Here is a 15675-nt window from a genome sequence, read left to right on the forward strand (position 1 = left end):
CCGGATGGATGGAACGTCCATGCCCGAACCCTCAGCGGCACCCCCGACCCCGGCGGTCGCCCTGTCCGCCCTCCTCGCCGACGAGGCGCTCGGGCTGCGCCAGGTCGCCGGGCCGTCCGCGACCGCCGCCACGGCCGTGCACATGGTCCACACCTCCGAGATGGCCGACCCGTACCCGTACCTCCTCGGCGGCGAGCTGCTGCTGAGCGCGGGCGTCCAGCTCGGCGACGACCCGGACCGCTATGTCGCCCGGGTCGTCGAGGCGGGGGCGGCGGCCCTCGGCTTCGGGGTGACCCCGGTGTACGACACCGTGCCGCCGGGGCTCGCCGAGGCGTGCGACCGGCACGGGCTGCCGCTGCTGGAGGTGCCGCCGCGCACCACGTTCTCGGCCGTCGCCCGCGCGGTGTGGCGGCTGATGGCCGAGGCACGCCACCGGGAGCTGCGCCGGGTCACACAGGCCCAGCAGGGTCTCGCCGCGGCCGCCGCCCGGCCCGACCCGGTCCCGGCCGTGCTCCAGCAGCTGGCGCTGCGGCTGGAGGGCCGGGCGGTGCTGTTCGGCGCGGACGGCCACCCGCTGCACGCGGCGGGCCGGGAGCCGTCCGGCGCGGCGGCCGCCGCCCTGGCCCGGCTGGCCGGGGTGCTGGCCCCCGGGCCGTCGGACCGCCCGTCGGCGGCGTCGGCGAGCGACACGGCCCCCGACGGCCACCACCTCTCCGCCTTCGCCCTCGGCGGAGGGCAGGGGCTGGTCCTCGGCGTGGCCGCACCGGCCCGCGTGAGCGGCGACCACACCGTGGCGGGTGTCGCCGTGGTGCTGCTGTCCCTGCTGACCGCCCGCCACCGGGGCGCCGACGCGGCGAGCCGCTTCTCGGCGCTGGTACGGCTGCTGCTGGGCGCCGCACCGGCGGAGACCGCCCCGCTGCTCGGCGCGGGCCCCTGGACCGTGGTCCACGCACGCGGCGGCGACGGCACCCCGTTCGCGGCCACGGCCCTCGGCACCGCCCTCGGGAGCCCGCTCGTCGACACGGGCGACGACGGCACCGTCCGCGTCCTCCTCACGGAGCCGGGCGGCCCCGCCGCCCAGCCCGGCTGGACGCTGGGCGCGAGCGCCCCCGCCGACGCGGCCGGCCTCCCCGCCGCGGACGCCCAGGCGGCCCGCGCCCTGAGCCGCGCGACGGCCACCCGCAAGGCCCTGGTCACCCACCGGGACACCGCCCCGGACCTCCTCGCCGCCGCCCGCCGCCGCCTGGCACCCCTGGCGGACTCCCCCGCCCTCACGGACACCCTGCGCACCTGGCTCTCCCTCCACGGCAGCTGGGACCGCACGGCCACCGCCCTCGGCATTCACCGCAACACCGTCCGCCAGCGCATCACCCGCTGCGCCACCCTCCTCGACGCGGACCTCGACGACGTCGACGTGCGGATGGAGCTGTGGTTCGCGCTGCGGGAGGGGTGAGGGGCACCGGGCACAGCACCCGGCGTCGTGCGCTCGTCCTCCAGGGCGCACCTCTACGACGACCCTGCCATGCGCACACCCCTCTCTACGGGATCAGCACCGGCTCTGCCGGAAGGCCGGCGTGGTCGACGCAGCCCAGCCCTTTCGCCATGGCCAGGGCGAACGAATGCGCCACGGTGGCGTGTGCGTTTCTCAGGGCCTTCGGGTCAGGCTCCGACTCCCGAGACCCGAATCTGGAATCGACGCGGACACCGACGTAGTCAGGCGAGGCATCAGGCGAACCGCTGTCGTCAGCACAGGCGAAAACGACGTACCCCTCGTCCGAAGCAGCACCTGCCCGTTCGCCCATCCGGAGCATGGTGAAATCCGGGGAGGGCTCGGTCGTCGGCTTGGGCGTCAGATACCAGGAAACTTTCAGCCTCTCGGCGTCGGCAGAGCCGACAGCATAGATGTAGCAGCCCTCGCCGAAAGCTCTCGTCGTGGACTGACGCCTGGCGTCCACTTCCTTCGCGACATCCGCGACTGTCGGCCCGAGCTCACGCACGTCCTTCCGATTCGAACCGGTGATCACTTCAACGGCTTCCCGCGTCTGCGCCGAAACCGACGCATCACCGCAGAGCCTCTCGACGGCCGGGGAGGGCTCCGAAGCATCACTGACCCCATCGTCCCGACAGCCCGACACCACAAGGGCGATGGACACAGCCACACTTGAGCACAAGCATCTGCGCACCCCCACAAGCCTGGTCCCCATCAGGACACTCCCCTCAACTCACCGGGCGATTGCCGAACAGGTTCTCGCGGGCGATGCCCTCCATGTAGCCCTGGCTCATGGAGCTCCAAAGGTTCTCAATATCGACTCTGTCCGACGTGATTCGGTTGGAGGAAAGAAACTCCTCAAGTGGCGCGGCAGTCATGGATTCACCACCCCTGAAGATCCTTTCCCTCTCGCCATCGATCACGTCCTCCACCTTCCCCTTGTGCTCGCCCACCGACTGGCCGGAGACCTCACCGATCGTCTGGCCGATCACCTGCCCGATGGCGCCACCCGCCGTGTCCGTCGCAAGTGGGACCAGAACCGCTGCCGTGCCCACCGCCGCAGTCACCGGGAGAAACGCGACACCTGCCGCTCGGCATCGTCTCCCCGCAACCACGAAATCCCCTCTCCGTGAAACACGTACGTCCACTACGGGATCAGCACCGGCTCGGCAGGAATCCGGGCCTCTTCGGCACAGCCGACCTCCTTCGCTATCGCCAAAGAGAAGGCGTGCGCAACGGTAAGATGGGCATTACTCAAATTCTTGACATCATCTCGCGGTTCCGTTGAAAAACCCCTGGATTCTACGTACACGCTGACGTAAGCGGGAGAGACATGAGGAGCAGTCGAGGCGGAGCAAAGAAAGGTGACATAGGCTTCATCCCACGCGGCACCGGCCCCCTCCCCCATGCGTAGCGTGGTGTATTTTGGCGCAGGCTCATCGGAATTTTTCGGCAGTAGTTGCCAGAACACATTCAGCCGTCGCACTCGGGGGGCGGAGGGCACAGCAATATGACAGACGTCCCCGATGTCACTCAACACAGAATTACGCCTGACCTTGATATCCCTCGCGGCTCCCGCAAGCGTCGCTCCGTCATCAACAATGTCTTCGCGCTTCCCGCCTGTAATCACTTCAAGGGCCGCGCTCGTCTTAGCAAGAACCAAATCATCACCACACAGCTGTCCCGCGGTCGGAGCGGGCTCCGACTGATTAACGTCCCGCCGTTCACCGCCGTCATGGCACCCTGCGATCACAAACAGAAGAGAGACGGACAAAGCGCCACAAAGGCGCCTGTATTTTCTACCTGTGCCAGCCATCATCACTACCTCTCACCCTGCCTGCGGACGATTCCCTTGCTGATTCTCACGGTCGGTACCGGCCGTATAACCATCGCCGACATCCCGCCTCAGCTCATGCGCCAAAACGCTGTTGGTCGGGATGCCGTTCTGGGCAAGAAATTCCTTGAGCGGACGCTCAACCATGTCCAACCCCGCGGTGAATACTTTTTCCCTCTCGGCGTCCGTCCGGCTCTCCAGCGTCCCCTTGTGTGCATCCGCTGTCTGCCCGGAGATGTCACCGATTGTCTGCCCAATCGCCTGCCCCAGCGCACCACTCGCGGTATCCGTTGCCAGCGGGACGAGGACCGCTGCCGTGCCGACCGCCGCTGTCACAGGGAGGAACGCGACACCTGCCGCCACGCCCACCGTCGCCCCGAACTGGACCCACCCGGCACGCTTGGCCAAGGATTTTTCGTAGTCCTCCTGGGCCTTTGTGTTGGTGGCTTCGACCTGATCAGCTCGTGACTGGTCGAGCATGCCTTGAACTTCGGCACCTGTGGTCAGGGCCCATCTGACCGAGCCCTCCGAACCGTTCCTGATCCCGTCCGGTCCGACATGTGCCTCCAGAACGCTGCGCGTATACACCTGTTCGGCGGCGGAGAGTGTGGCGTAGGCGTCAGGATGTTGCCCCAGGGAACTGAGGAAGTCCCTGACGAGGCTCTCACCGTTCCCACCGGGTGCGTCCCCGAAATCAACACGCCCCTCGGGGTTCGCGCCAGCCGCGAAAGGGCTCTCAGGGTGGTTTTCATGCAACGCCCAGTTGATGTCGTTGATGTACCCGGCGCCCATGTTCCCCAGGCTGTCCGCCAAAGCCTCGTGCTTCTTGAGCAGCCCCGCGTCCGGGCCGTACTTCTCCATGACCTGGCGCATGATCGCCGCGTTCTCCGCGTCCCGGACCTCGCCGCCCTCCGGCCGGCCGGCCGGGTAGCCGAGCGTCGCCGCCTCCAAGGCCCTGCCCAGTGCGTCGGGCACAAAATTGCGCGACTCCTCCCACTCCTTGCCGGCCGTGGAATTGACGTCGCCGAAGCTCTCCCACTTCTCGTTGCTGAAGAAGTCGAGGTAGTTGTCGACCGGGACGCCTCCGGACGTGCCCAGGTCGGCCGTGGCTCCCCGGTCGACCGAGCCGTCCTCGTTGTACGCGGTCGGCGGGTCGGTGAAGAACCGCTTCGCCGCGTCCGGGCTGTTGCCGAGGGCTTCCAGCATCGCCGTGGTCGGGTCGTAGCCCGCACCGCCGACACCGGAGGGGTTGAACGGGTTCTTGACGACACCGTTCACCGCCTTCGTCTCGGCAAACAGGTTCGGGTCCTTCTGGTGGAGCTGCGCCACGTGCTCGGCGATCGGGTTGAGGAACTTCGCGTCGTAGTTCCCGTACCGCATGATGCCGCCGAGCAGCTGGTACCCGAACGGCCCGCTGTAGTCGTGCTTGCCGAGCGGGATGCGCTCCGTCCCGAGCTTGCGCAGCTCCGGGCCCCACTCCGCGGTGAACGCCTTGTCGTGCGAGGCGGTGGCGAGATTGAGTCCCAGGTTCCTCTGGAGTTCCTGGACGCCCTTGAGCCGCTCCTTGTCGACCTCGCCGTAGTCGTAGGTGTCCGTGGAGAGCTGCCCGAAGAACGCCAACGACTTCTCCGGTCCGAGGTTCTCGTAGAAGCCTTTCGCGAAGTCCGCCGACTGGCTGTTGTCCCTCAGGAGCTCGTTGAGCGCCGCGAGTTCGGTGTCCGTGAGGTCGCGGCCCTTGGCAGCCAGACCGGCGGCCCGCGCGGCCTCCTCCTGGTCCGTCTTCGTGTACTTCGGGGCGCTGAAGTCCTTGCCCTCGGGCACGTTGGCCTCCAGGGAGTTCTTCACCGACACGTCGGTGTCGTTGCAGGTGTCGACGATCAGATCGATCCTCGCCTGCAACCCGGCGACATTGCTCCTCTGCCGCTCCAGCAGTGCCGGATAGTCCGGGTCGTGCGTCCTGTCGTGCCGCGGCATGTCGGACGCCGGGTGGCGGACTGTGACCCTGCCCTTCGCGTCCACGTGGCAGTCGGCCGCCGGAGCCTCGTGGTCCCGGATGCGGATCAGCTCGTCCCGGGCCTTCCTGAAGGCCGTGTACCCCTCTTCGAGGATCATCCTGACGCCCTTGGCCTCGGCGGCCGCGTCCTTGAACTCCTTGGCCGTCTTGGCGACGAACGCCTTGGTGACGCCCGCGTTCACGCCCTCCCAGGCCGCCTTGTCCGCCCGCGCCTTCATACCGTCCGCGGCGTCCTGCGCCAGCTTCTCCAGCTTTCCGGTCATCTCGGACCAGTCGTCGGCAGCCGCCTTCAGCTTGCCGAGCGGCGCGTTGACGATGTCCTCGTACCTCAGCATGCGGAACGTCCCCCGGCCGTTCCTCCGTATCGCTGCGCCGCCGCAGCACTCGGCTCTGCCCCTCGCTCGTCGAACGACACCTGTCCCCCGCGGTCACCGGTTCACCGCGCCCGCGAATCGATGATCACGGAGCGCGCTTTTTCGGCACCGTAGCGTTCCGGTGTCGCGTTCTCCGAGGGGTTCGGAAGAGCGATTCGGCCAAAAGGGAAACACAGAAATCTCCCCATTTCGCGGGTGCTGGCCGGTCGCGCACCGCGACCGGCCCGCACCGATGCGCGGCTACGCCGGCTTGAGCACCGGCTTTGCCGGGAGCCCGCCCGCGTCGCGGCAGCCGAGTTCCTTCGCCAGGCTCACCGCGAAGGAGTGGGCCACGGTCGCGTACGCCTCGCGGAGCTTCTGCTCGTCGCCGTCGGGCGGTACGGGCATCCCGCCCCGCCCGACCTCGGCCTGGAGGTGGCGCGGCGTGTCGCCCGGCAGGTCGCCTCCCTCGCAGGCGAACGCGACGAATGCCTGATCCGGCGCCGCGCCGGTCGCCTCGCCCATCGGAAGCAGGGTGAACTCGTCGGCGAACGGGCCCTTGGGCGCGCCGCTGGTCATCCGCCATTCGACCCGGAGTTCGTCCACCGAGGCGTCGGGGGCGGTGGGGTAGATCCGGCAGATGTCACCGTCCCCGACGGTCGTGGAGACGCCCTCGTCGGTGATGCCGGCGGCGGCGTTCGCGACGGTCGACGTGGTGCCGGACGCCTCGAAGCGGTCGGCGCCGGTGATCGTCGCCAGTGCCTCGGCGGCCCGCGCCGACACGGCCTTGCCGCCGCAGAGGGCGGTGGCGGCGACGGACGCGTCGGCCTCCTTCTCGCCGCCGTCGTCGTCCCCGCCGCACGCGGCAAGCGTGAGGGCCAGGGAGCCGGCCAGGACCGCGCCGAGGAGCGTGCGCGCTCCCCTGTGCCTGGTCACCATGAGTGTCCTTCCGTGCCGTCGGCCTCTGCCGTCCCGGCCTCAGCCCGTCTCCGGGTCGTTGCCCTGCTGGTTCTCGCGGTCGTTGCCCGTCCCGTAGCCGACCCGCATGGATTCCTGGAGGTCCATGCCGAACACGCTGCTGGCCTCGATGCCGTTGCGGCGCATGAACTCCTCCATCGGGGACTCGGCCAGGCTCTCGCCCGAGGAGTAGATCTTGCTCTTCTCCTCCCGGCTGAGCTCCTCCACCTTCTCCTTGTTCTCGTCCACCGAGTTGTCGGAGATGTCGCCGACGATCTGCCCGATGCCCTGCTCCAGGGCACCGCTCGCGGTGTCGGTGACGAGGGGGATGAGGACCGCCGCCGTGCCCACGGCCGCGGTGGCGGGGAGGAAGGCGACACCCGCCGCGATGCCGACGCCCGCGCCGAACTCGATCCAGCCCTGCCGCTTGGCGACCGCCTTCTCGTAGTCCTCGTGGGTCTTGAGGTTGGTGGCCTCGACCTGGTCGGCGCGCGACTGGTCGAGCATGCCCTGCACCTCCGACCCCGTCATGACCGCGGCCCTGGCGGCGCCCTGGTCGATCTTCCCGTCCGGGCCGACCTGGGCCTCCAGGACGCTGCGGGTGTAGACCTGCTCGGCGGCCGAGACCGTCGCGTAGGCGTCCGGGTGCTGGCCGAGGGAGCTGAGGAAGCCGCGGACGATGCTCCGGCCGTTCCCGTCCTCGGTGTCACCGAAGTTGATCCGCCCGGCGGCGTTCTCGCCGGGTGCGAAGGGGCTGTTCGGGTCGTTCTTCGCCAGCGCCCAGTTGATGTCGTCGATGTAGCCGGCGCCCATGGTGCCCAGGCTGTCCGACAGGGCCTCGTGCTGCTTGAGCAGCCCCGCGTCCGAGCCGTACTTCTCCATGACCTGCCGCATGACGTCGGCGTTGTCCGCGTCCCGGACCACGCCCGCGTCCGGGTGTCCGGCCGGGTAGCCGAGGGTCGCCGCCTCCAGGGCCTTGCCGAGCGCGTCCGGCAGGTGGTTGAGCGAGCCTTCGAGTTCCTTCGGATCGAGGGAGTTGACGTCGCCGAAGCTGTCCCACTTCTCCTGGCTGAAGTAGTCGAGGTAGTTGTCGATCGGAGTGTCGCCGGACTTGCCCAGATCGGCCGTGGCGCCGTGGTTGACGGTGCCGTCCTCGTTGTACGCGGTCGGCGGGTCGGTGAAGAACTTCTTCGCCGCCTCCGGGCTGTTGCCGAGCGCCTCCAGCATGGCGGTGGTCGGGTCGTAGCCCGCCCCGTTCACACCGGAGGGGTTGAACGGGTTCTTCCAGGGACTGTTGACCACCTTGCTGTCGGCGAACAGGGTCGGGTCCTTCTGGTGGAGCTGCGCCACGTGCTCCGCGATCGGGTTGAGGAACTTCGCGTCGTAGTTCCCGTACCGCATGATGCCGCCGAGCAGCTGGTACCCGAACGGCGGATTGTTGTCGTACTTGTAGAGCGGGATGCGCTCGGTGCCGAGCTTGCGCAGCTCGGGGCCCCACTCGGCGGTGAACGCCTTGTCGTGCGAGGCGGTGGCGAGGTTGAGGCCGAGGTTCCGCTGGAGCTCCTGGACGTCCTTCAGGCGCTCCTTGTCCACCTTGCCGTATTCGTAGGTGTCCATGGAGAGCTGCCCGAAGAACGCCAGCGACTTCTCCGGGCCGAGCTTCTCGTAGAAGTTCTTCGAGAACTCCACCGACTTGCCGTTGTCCTTCAGCAGCTCGTTGAGCGCCGTGAGTTCGGTGTGGGTGAGGTCCTTGCCCTTCGCGGCGAGACCGGCGGCCCGCGCGGCCTCCTCCTGGTCCATCTTCGTGTACTTCGGGGCGCTGAAGTCCTTGCCCTCCGGCACGTTGGCCTCGAGGGAGTTCTTGAAGGACACGTCGGTGTCGTTGCAGTTGTCGACGATCAGGTCGATCTTCGCCTGCCAGGCGGCGATGTTCTCCTTCTCCTGCCGCACCAGCGCCGGGTAGTCCGGGTCGTGGGCCTTCTGCTGCGGCGGGATGTCGGCCACCGGGTTGCGCGCGGTGACCTTGCCGGTGGCGCTGACATGGATGCCGGCGGCCGGACCCTCGTGGTCGCGGATGCCGACGAGGTCGTCCTTGGCCTTCTTGAAGGCCGTGTAGCCCTCTTCGAGGATCATCTTGACGCCCTTGGCCTCGGCGGCCGCGTCCTTGAACTCCTTGGCCGTCTTGGCGACGAACGCCTTGGTGACGCCCGCGTTCACGCCCTCCCAGACCGCCTTGTCGGCCCGCGCCTTCATACCGTCCGCGGCGTCCTCCGCGAGCTTCTCCAGCTTTCCGGTCATCTCGGACCAGTCGTCGGCGGCCGTCTTCAGCTTGCCGAGCGGCGCGTTGACGATGTCCTCGTACTTCAGCATGTGAAAGGTCCCCCGACCGCTACTTCATGTATTCCGTGAGCTTGGAGATCGAGGCCAGATTCCCCTCGATCTTGACATCGTCCTTGGAATGGAGCGCCTTCGTGTAGTCGAGGTGGTTGGAGATCTGCCCGCAGGCGTCGAGCAGCGTCTTCAGGTGGGTGTTCCACCGGTCGTGCACCTTGAGCAGCGCCGAACCACAGGTGAACTCGCCGTTGAAGAGCGCGTTCGCGGCCTCGAACGTGGCGGGCCGGGCGTGGTCGCCCTCCTTGGAGAGGCGCGTGCGCAAGTCGTAGGCGTCCGAGCCGATCCGGCCGAGGTCGTCCCGTCTCACCACGAGATCGCCGCCGCTCGTCCCGCCCTCGGCGGGAACACCGTTGAGCTGCATGGCGTTCCGCTGCGCCGCAGCCGTGTGGAGTTCGGCCCATTCCTCGTCGAACGACATCAATCCCCCATACTCGACCGTCATCGTGGCCGCACGGAGGCGGTCACCGATCACACCTCCCCTCACCGTATCGTTTCCGGCCGCCCATTCCGCGGGCAGGTCGAGATCCATTCCGGTATTCGGGACGGGCGAATTCCTCGACATGTCGGGGCATGAACGAATTGTGATCCCGCCCTGATCGCGGGAGGGATCGTCTACGCCGGGGAGAGGGACGGCTCGGCCGGCAGTTCCCCGTCGCCGGCGCAGCCGAGGTCCCGGGCCAGCGCCAGGGCGAAGGAGTGGGCGACGGTCGCCCAGGCGTCCTTCAGCTGCCGCTCGTCGCCCTGGGGCACGGCGGGCATGCCGCCCTTCTGCACGACGACCCGCAGATGCCGGTCGGCGTCGCCGGGCAGGTCGCCGCCCGCGCAGGCGAAGGCGACGAACGCGCCGTCCGTCGCGGCGCCCGCCCGCTCCCCCATCGGCAGCGGCGTGAACCGCTCACCCCGGGCGCCGCCGGGTGCGGCGGCGTACATCTCCCACGTCACGCGGATCTCTCCGACCCGGGAGCCTGCGGGCGCCTGGATACGGCAGATGTCGCCGTTGCCGACCGCGGTGGACGCGCCCATGCGGACGAGTTCCCGCGCCGCGGCCTCGACCGTGGCCTTCTCGCCGGACGCGGCGAACAGCGCCGCGCCCGTGATCGCCTCGAGCGCGTCGCCCGCCCGCGCCGACACCGCCGTACCGCCGCAGAGCCGCTCGGCCGCCACCGAGAGCCCGCCCTCCGCGGCGTCGGCCGTGCCCCCCGCGGCCCCGCACGCGGTGAGCGCGAACGGACCGGCCACCGCACAGAAGAACAGACGCCACCTGCTACGACGCATCATCACCGCACTCCTTCCGTGCCACCGCCGCCGACCGCCACGCGGGCCGTGCGGTTCCCCGTCTCAAGGGACAACGGAGTCCGCGGAAGGTTGTCCCGCGGGACCGTCACAAATCGGCAAAGCGCGTACGGAAGGGCGCGCGCCCGCGCCCCGGGCCACGGCGATCCGGTGCACGTCGCGCAGCGCCTCCGCCAGCCGGGCGACGGCGTACCGCAGCTGGTCGGCGGTGGCGCCCCGGTCCGCGGCGAGATCGTCGACGTGCTCCAGCAGGCCGGCCGCCATACCGAGCTGCACGCTCTCGACGGTGTCGGCGAGCCGGGAGACGGTGCCCGTGCCGTCGCCGACGAGGTAGCACGGCTTCCCCTCGGGGCCGTTCCACGGCAGCAGCCGCACGCCGCTCACGCCGTGACCTCCACTCCGTGGATCACCCGGGCGCCGAACTCGACGCCGTACAGCGCGAGCCACAGCTCCAGGCGCCGCGCTCGCTGCCGACGGGCCTCCTGCTCGCGCTCGTGAGCGACGAGGTAGGGCCGTACGAGCGCGGAGTCCTCGCCCCGCAGGGGTGCGGTGTGCGGGACCGGCCTCGGCGGCGGCCCGGACTGCGGGGGCGCACACGGCACCGGGCCGGGGGACCCGGCGCGGGCCTCGCCGGAACGCGGCCCGCACGGCGGGCGGCCGGGCAGCAGGCGCCGCAGTCCGGCCAGCAGCGCGTCCAGCAGACGGGCCGGCGGGCGGACGGGCAACTGGTCCGGCACGTGGTCCGGCAGGCGGGCAGGGCGAAGCCGCATCGTCCTCAACTCCTCGGGGGGAAGGTGCCACGAAGGTGTCGCTCTGTGGCGATCACCTCACACAGTGGAGTCGGGACGCCTACGCTGACCAGGGGGTTCGGTGTGACAGGCCCTTTGTCACAGAGGAGTTCACGGTGAGCAACATGTATGGGGAGTGGTTGAAGGCGCAGCGGGACGCGGCCGGGCTCACCCAGCAGGAACTGGCGGACGCGGCGATCATGACGCGTTCGCACATCGCCCACATCGAGGCGGGCCGCCGCATCCCGTCGAAGGAGGACGCCCGCCGCCTGGACAGGGCCCTGAACACGGGGAACGTGCTGAGCAGCTTCCTCCCGCAGGAGGACGTCGCGGTCGCGGACTACTTCGAAGCGGCCCGTCAGCTCGAACAACAGGCCACGGTGATCAGGGAGTTCGCCCTGTCCTACGTGCCCGGCATCCTCCAGACCGAGGCGTACGCCCGTGCGGTTCTCCAGGTCAGCTTTCCTCCCAGGAGTGAAGAGGAATGTGACAGGCTCGTTGTCACACGGCTCAAAAGGGCGGACATCCTCGAAGACCCGGTGACCCCCGTGGTGTCCGTGCTATTGGACGAGTCCGTGCTCCGGCGCCCCATCGGAGGGCCCGCCGTGATGGCGGAGCAGATCGACCACCTGCTGCATCTCGTCGAGTCGACGCGTATCCGCGTCCATGTCCTGCCCTTCGGGCTCGGGGCACACTCCCTGCTGCTCGGCATGCTGACGCTGATGTGGTTCGAGGACCAGCCACCGGCCGCGTACAGCGAGGGCACGTTCATGGGCAAGCTCTACGACTCCCCCTCCCTCGTCCAGCGCCTGCAGGGCACCTACGATCAAGCGTTGGGCGACGCACTCCCGCGCAGGGAGTCGGCCGCTCTGATGACGGCGATCGCGGAGGACTACCGGCATGCCTGAGCGCACCACCATCCCGCGCGCGGAGGCCCTGAGCGGATGGCGCAGGTCGTCCCACAGCAACAGCGACGGCGGCAGCTGCGTCGAGGTCGTCGACGCCCACCCGGCCGGCGTCCCCGTCCGGGACTCGAAGGTCCCCGACGGACCCGCCCTCGTGTTCGCGGCACCCGGCTGGACCGCCTTCGTCACGGCGGTCCGCAGCGGCGCGCTCGGGGGCTGACACCCCTGCCCGTGGGCGGCGGCACGTCAGTAGCCGGTGACTCTCAGGCCCTTCTCGACGAACTCGTACACGTCCGTGTACGGGTCTCGCTGGTCCTTCGCCACATGGTCGGCGTGCTGGGCGTTGATCTTCTGCGCCCACTTCTTCGCCTGGGCGAAGCTGCCCTCGGGCAGCTCCCCCTCGGTCGCCGCCAGCAGCCGCCGGGCGATCTGGCCCTCCAGCAGCGCGGGGACGGCTCCGAAGGACCCGGCCAGATAGGCCTTCATCAGGTCCTCGTCCTCCCCGGGTGAGGCTGCGGTCAGCGGATACAGCTCGGTGGCCCCGTCCTCGTCCTTCTCGGTGAGCCACACCTGGGCGGGCTCCAGCAGGCGGCCGCCGCTCGGGGTGGTGAGGACCGAGGGATCGTGCGAGGTGAAGACGAGCTGCGCGCCTTTGGCGTTGGCGTCGGGATCGTGGAAGAGCCGGATGACCTCGGCGGCGAAGCGCGGGTGGAGGCTGGCGTCCAGTTCGTCGACGAGGAGGACGGCGCCCTCGTCGAGCGCCAGCAGCAGGGGGCCCAGAAGGGCGAACCAGGAACGGGTGCCGTAGGACTCGTGCCGCCATGCGAGCGGGGTGTCGCCGGTGCCGGACCGGTGAGTGAGCCGGACCTCCGGCTTCCCCTGCGCGCCCTTGACCGCTTCCGCGCCGGTGATGCCGAGGTCCGCGACACGCAGCAGTTCGTTGATGCGCCGGGCTCGCCGCCCCGACAGCTCACGCGTCGTGAACGCCTCCCGCTCCGGGCGCTCCTCCTCGGGGTTGATCAGCCAGAGGTTGCGGCGGAACCAGTGGAAGAGCGGGGTGAGCTGCGGGTGGTTGTCCGTGCCCGCCGTGGAGAGGACCAGCGCGTTCGGCCGGGTGCGCCGTTCCAGACCGGCACGGTCCTTGACCCGCGCTCCAGGCCAGTCGTAGACCTTGGCGCGGGACGCGTCCCGGTCGAGCCACACCTGGCGGTGACCGCGCGGATAGCCGTGCAGCCATTCGGCCTCGACCCGCTCGGGGCCGAGCTCGAAGCCGTACGTCCAGCGCACGCCGTCGAGGACCAGGTCGACCTCGTAGAAGCTCGGTTCCGCGTCCCCCTTGCCGTCGAGTGCGAAGGGGATGCGGTCGGTGCCGTCGTACGAGGCCCAGCGCGCGTAGGAGTGCTGCACCGCGCGGCTCATGTCCGTCATCGCGGCGAGGACGTTGGACTTGCCCGAGGCGTTGGCGCCGAAGATGCCCGCCAGGGGGAGGACGCCCACGGCTCCCTGGGCGAGCTCGACGTGCCGGGCGGCGGCGCTCGGCTCGTCCCCGGGCACGACGAACGTCAGCTCCTGTTCGTCGCGCAGTGACCGCACATTGGCCGTGCGGAATCTCAGCAGCATGCCGGCCCCTCTCCGGCGGCCAGCCTAGTCGTCACGGCGGACACCGCCCCCGCACAGGCGCGCGGGCGGTGCGGTCGGCCCCGCCCGGTGTGACGGGGCCCCTGTCACACCGGGCGCGCTGTGCGTGGACCGGCCCGCGTCACCCCGTCGCGGCCGCCGCCGCCCGCCCCGCGACGCGGCCCGAGAAGAGGCAGCCGCCGAGGAAGGTGCCCTCCAGGGAGCCGTAGCCGTGGACGCCGCCGCCGCCGAAGCCGGCGACCTCGCCGGCGGCGTAGAGGCCGGGGATCGGCTGCCCGGCGGCGTCGAGGACGCGGCCGGAGAGGTCGGTCTGGAGGCCGCCGAGGGTCTTGCGGGTCAGGATGTTGAGGCGGACGGCGATCAGCGGGGCCGCGTCCGGGTCGAGGATGCGGTGGACGGAGGCGGTCCGGCTGAGGGTGTCGCCGGGGTAGGCGAGGGCGTTGCGGATGCCCATCACCTGGAGGTCCTTGGTGTACGGGTTGGCGATCTCCCGGTCGCGCGCCTCGATCTGCCGCTGGAGGCCGGCGAGGTCGATCAGGTTGTCTCCGGTGAGCCGGTTCATGCCGTGCACCAGCTCGGAGAGCGAGGAGGCGACGACGAAGTCCTCCCCGTACTTCTTGAAGCGCTCGATCGGCTCGGGCGTCTGCCAGATGCGGGAGAGCAGCATCAGCAGGTCCTTTTTGGTGAGGTCCGGGTTCTGCTCCGAGCCGGAGAGGGCGAACTCCTTGGCGATGATCTTCTGCGTGGTGACGAACCACGAGTAGTCGTGGCCGCTGGCGGTGATCGACTTCAGGGTGTGGAGGGTGTCGTAGCCGGGGAGGTCGGGGGCGCCGAAGCGCTTGCCGGTGGCGTCGAACCACATGGAGGACGGGCCGGGCAGGATGCGGATGCCGTGGCCGGGCCAGATGGGGTCGTAGTTGCGCAGGCCCTCGGTGTAGTGCCACATCCGGTCGGGGTTGACGATCCGGCCGCCCGCGCGTTCGGTGATGCCGAGCATCCGGCCGTCGACGTGGGCCGGGACACCGGTGATCATGGTCTTGGGCGGGGTGCCGAGACGGGCCGGCCAGTTGCGGCGCACCAGGTCGTGGTCGGCGCCGATGCCGCCGGAGGTCACCACGACGACCGGCGCGCGGAGTTCGAAGTCGCCGACGACCGTCCGCGAGCTGGGCTTGCCGCGCGCGGCGCCGCTCGGCTCCAGGACGGCGCCCCGCACGCCGGTGACGGCGCCGCCGCTGGTGATCAGCTCGTCGACCCGGTGCCGGAAGCGGAACGTCACCTTGCCCGCCGCGACCGCCTGGCGCACCTTCTTCTCGAAGGGCTCCACGACGGCCGGGCCGGTGCCCCAGGTGATGTGGAAGCGGGGGACGGAGTTGCCGTGGCCGTCGGCGAGTCCGCCGCCGCGTTCGGCCCAGCCGACGATGGGGAACCACTGCATGCCGAGCCCGGCGAGCCAGGACCGCTTCTCCCCGGCGGCGAAGTCGACGTACGCCTCGGCCCACTTGCGCGCCCAGTGGTCCGCTCCGCGCGGGTCGTCCACGCCGCGGTCGAAGCGCGCGGTGCCGAGCCAGTCCTGCCAGGCGAGGTCCTTGGAGTCCTTGACGCCCATCAGGCGCTGTTCGTGGGAGTCGACGAAGAAGAGGCCGCCGAAGGACCAGAACGCCTGGCCGCCGAGGCTCGCCTCGGGCTCCTGGTCGAGCAGCAGGACCTTGCGTCCGGCCGCGGCCAGTTCCATGGTGGCGACGAGGCCGGCGAGTCCGTGGCCGACGACGATCGCGTCGGCGGACTGCGGTCCGGCGCCGAAGGCGGGGGCGGCCGAGGCGACCGCGGCGGCGGCGACGGCGCCGCCCGCGACGGTCAGGGCGTGGCGGCGGGTGACGCCGGAGGGGGTGGCGGGTGCGGTCTGCGATCCGCTGTCTGCGCTGGGGCTCTCCACCAGTGACTGCCTTCCGGGACGGCCGCGGGCACGGCGGGGCACACCCGCGGGAGGGGGGTGACGTGGTGCGGAGGAGA

The 15675-nt window shown here is 70.1% G+C and carries 15 protein-coding genes; 3 read left to right on the forward strand and 12 right to left on the reverse strand.

Annotation, left to right across the window (positions count from 1 at the left end; all coding sequences use genetic code 11):
• Positions 1–19: 19 nt before the first annotated feature.
• Positions 20–1453, forward strand: a complete 1434-nt coding sequence (locus IAG43_RS10970) for a PucR family transcriptional regulator (protein ID WP_187740566.1) — start codon at positions 20–22, stop codon at positions 1451–1453.
• 85 nt (positions 1454–1538) lie between these two features.
• On the opposite strand, the gene IAG43_RS10975 is transcribed toward IAG43_RS10970, so the two are convergent.
• The 10 genes from IAG43_RS10975 to IAG43_RS11020 form a co-directional block, all read right to left on the reverse strand.
• A complete protein-coding gene (locus IAG43_RS10975; protein ID WP_187740567.1) occupies positions 1539–2153 on the reverse strand; it encodes a hypothetical protein in 615 nt (204 codons plus the stop codon).
• A 64-nt stretch (positions 2154–2217) separates the two neighbouring features.
• On the reverse strand, positions 2218–2544 hold the full coding sequence (locus IAG43_RS10980) for a hypothetical protein (RefSeq protein ID WP_187740568.1): 327 nt from the start codon (positions 2542–2544) through the stop codon (positions 2218–2220).
• A 92-nt stretch (positions 2545–2636) separates the two neighbouring features.
• Complete coding sequence (locus IAG43_RS10985; protein WP_187740569.1) at positions 2637–3305, reverse strand: hypothetical protein; 669 nt, start codon at positions 3303–3305, stop codon at positions 2637–2639.
• Between the two features lie 12 nt (positions 3306–3317).
• Positions 3318–5672 carry a hypothetical protein gene (locus IAG43_RS10990; RefSeq protein WP_187740570.1) on the reverse strand — a complete coding sequence of 785 codons (2355 nt, stop codon included), beginning with the start codon at positions 5670–5672 and terminating at the stop codon, positions 3318–3320.
• A 279-nt stretch (positions 5673–5951) separates the two neighbouring features.
• Positions 5952–6629, reverse strand: a complete 678-nt coding sequence (locus IAG43_RS10995; RefSeq protein WP_187740571.1) for a hypothetical protein — start codon at positions 6627–6629, stop codon at positions 5952–5954.
• Between the two features lie 39 nt (positions 6630–6668).
• Positions 6669–9017: a hypothetical protein gene (locus tag IAG43_RS11000; protein ID WP_187740572.1), complete on the reverse strand. Its 2349-nt coding sequence runs from the start codon at positions 9015–9017 to the stop codon at positions 6669–6671.
• A 19-nt stretch (positions 9018–9036) separates the two neighbouring features.
• A complete protein-coding gene (locus IAG43_RS11005; protein ID WP_187740573.1) occupies positions 9037–9459 on the reverse strand; it encodes a hypothetical protein in 423 nt (140 codons plus the stop codon).
• Positions 9460–9653: 194 nt separating this feature from the next.
• A complete protein-coding gene (locus tag IAG43_RS11010) occupies positions 9654–10319 on the reverse strand; it encodes a hypothetical protein (protein WP_246574248.1) in 666 nt (221 codons plus the stop codon).
• A gap of 60 nt (positions 10320–10379) precedes the next feature.
• Positions 10380–10718: a hypothetical protein gene (locus IAG43_RS11015; protein ID WP_246574250.1), complete on the reverse strand. Its 339-nt coding sequence runs from the start codon at positions 10716–10718 to the stop codon at positions 10380–10382.
• The gene (locus IAG43_RS11020; RefSeq protein ID WP_187744792.1) at positions 10715–11104 is read right to left on the reverse strand and encodes a hypothetical protein; all 390 of its coding nucleotides are present in this window, start codon (positions 11102–11104) and stop codon (positions 10715–10717) included. Before IAG43_RS11020 ends, IAG43_RS11015 begins: the two co-directional genes overlap by 4 nt.
• Positions 11105–11238: 134 nt before the next feature.
• Here IAG43_RS11020 and IAG43_RS11025 point away from each other — a divergent pair, with 134 nt between their 5' ends.
• Both IAG43_RS11025 and IAG43_RS11030 read left to right on the forward strand, forming a co-directional pair.
• A complete protein-coding gene (locus IAG43_RS11025; protein WP_187740574.1) occupies positions 11239–12030 on the forward strand; it encodes a helix-turn-helix domain-containing protein in 792 nt (263 codons plus the stop codon).
• Positions 12023–12247 (forward strand): DUF397 domain-containing protein, encoded by a 225-nt coding sequence (locus IAG43_RS11030; RefSeq protein ID WP_187740575.1) that lies wholly within the window; start codon positions 12023–12025, stop codon positions 12245–12247. Before IAG43_RS11025 ends, IAG43_RS11030 begins: the two co-directional genes overlap by 8 nt.
• Before the next feature lie 26 nt (positions 12248–12273).
• Here the strand turns inward: IAG43_RS11030 and IAG43_RS11035 are convergent, their stop codons facing one another.
• Entirely contained in the window at positions 12274–13647 is a 1374-nt protein-coding gene (locus IAG43_RS11035) for an AAA family ATPase (RefSeq protein ID WP_246574251.1), read from the reverse strand.
• Positions 13648–13786: 139 nt separating this feature from the next.
• Positions 13787–15598 carry an FAD-binding dehydrogenase gene (locus IAG43_RS11040; protein ID WP_187740576.1) on the reverse strand — a complete coding sequence of 604 codons (1812 nt, stop codon included), beginning with the start codon at positions 15596–15598 and terminating at the stop codon, positions 13787–13789.
• Positions 15599–15675: the final 77 nt, after the last annotated feature.

The sequence above is a fragment of the Streptomyces genisteinicus genome (assembly GCF_014489615.1).
Lineage (GTDB): Bacteria > Actinomycetota > Actinomycetes > Streptomycetales > Streptomycetaceae > Streptomyces > Streptomyces genisteinicus.

Coding starts and splice junctions, on each gene's coding strand:
- IAG43_RS10970 (WP_187740566.1), top strand. CDS start 20: ATGCCCGAACCCTCAGCGGCACCCCCGACCCCGGCGGTCGCCCTGTCC.
- IAG43_RS10985 (WP_187740569.1), bottom strand. CDS start 3,305: ATGGCTGGCACAGGTAGAAAATACAGGCGCCTTTGTGGCGCTTTGTCC.
- IAG43_RS10990 (WP_187740570.1), bottom strand. CDS start 5,672: ATGCTGAGGTACGAGGACATCGTCAACGCGCCGCTCGGCAAGCTGAAG.
- IAG43_RS10995 (WP_187740571.1), bottom strand. CDS start 6,629: ATGGTGACCAGGCACAGGGGAGCGCGCACGCTCCTCGGCGCGGTCCTG.
- IAG43_RS11000 (WP_187740572.1), bottom strand. CDS start 9,017: ATGCTGAAGTACGAGGACATCGTCAACGCGCCGCTCGGCAAGCTGAAG.
- IAG43_RS11005 (WP_187740573.1), bottom strand. CDS start 9,459: ATGTCGTTCGACGAGGAATGGGCCGAACTCCACACGGCTGCGGCGCAG.
- IAG43_RS11010 (WP_246574248.1), bottom strand. CDS start 10,319: ATGATGCGTCGTAGCAGGTGGCGTCTGTTCTTCTGTGCGGTGGCCGGT.
- IAG43_RS11020 (WP_187744792.1), bottom strand. CDS start 11,104: ATGCGGCTTCGCCCTGCCCGCCTGCCGGACCACGTGCCGGACCAGTTG.
- IAG43_RS11030 (WP_187740575.1), top strand. CDS start 12,023: ATGCCTGAGCGCACCACCATCCCGCGCGCGGAGGCCCTGAGCGGATGG.
- IAG43_RS11035 (WP_246574251.1), bottom strand. CDS start 13,647: ATGCTGCTGAGATTCCGCACGGCCAATGTGCGGTCACTGCGCGACGAA.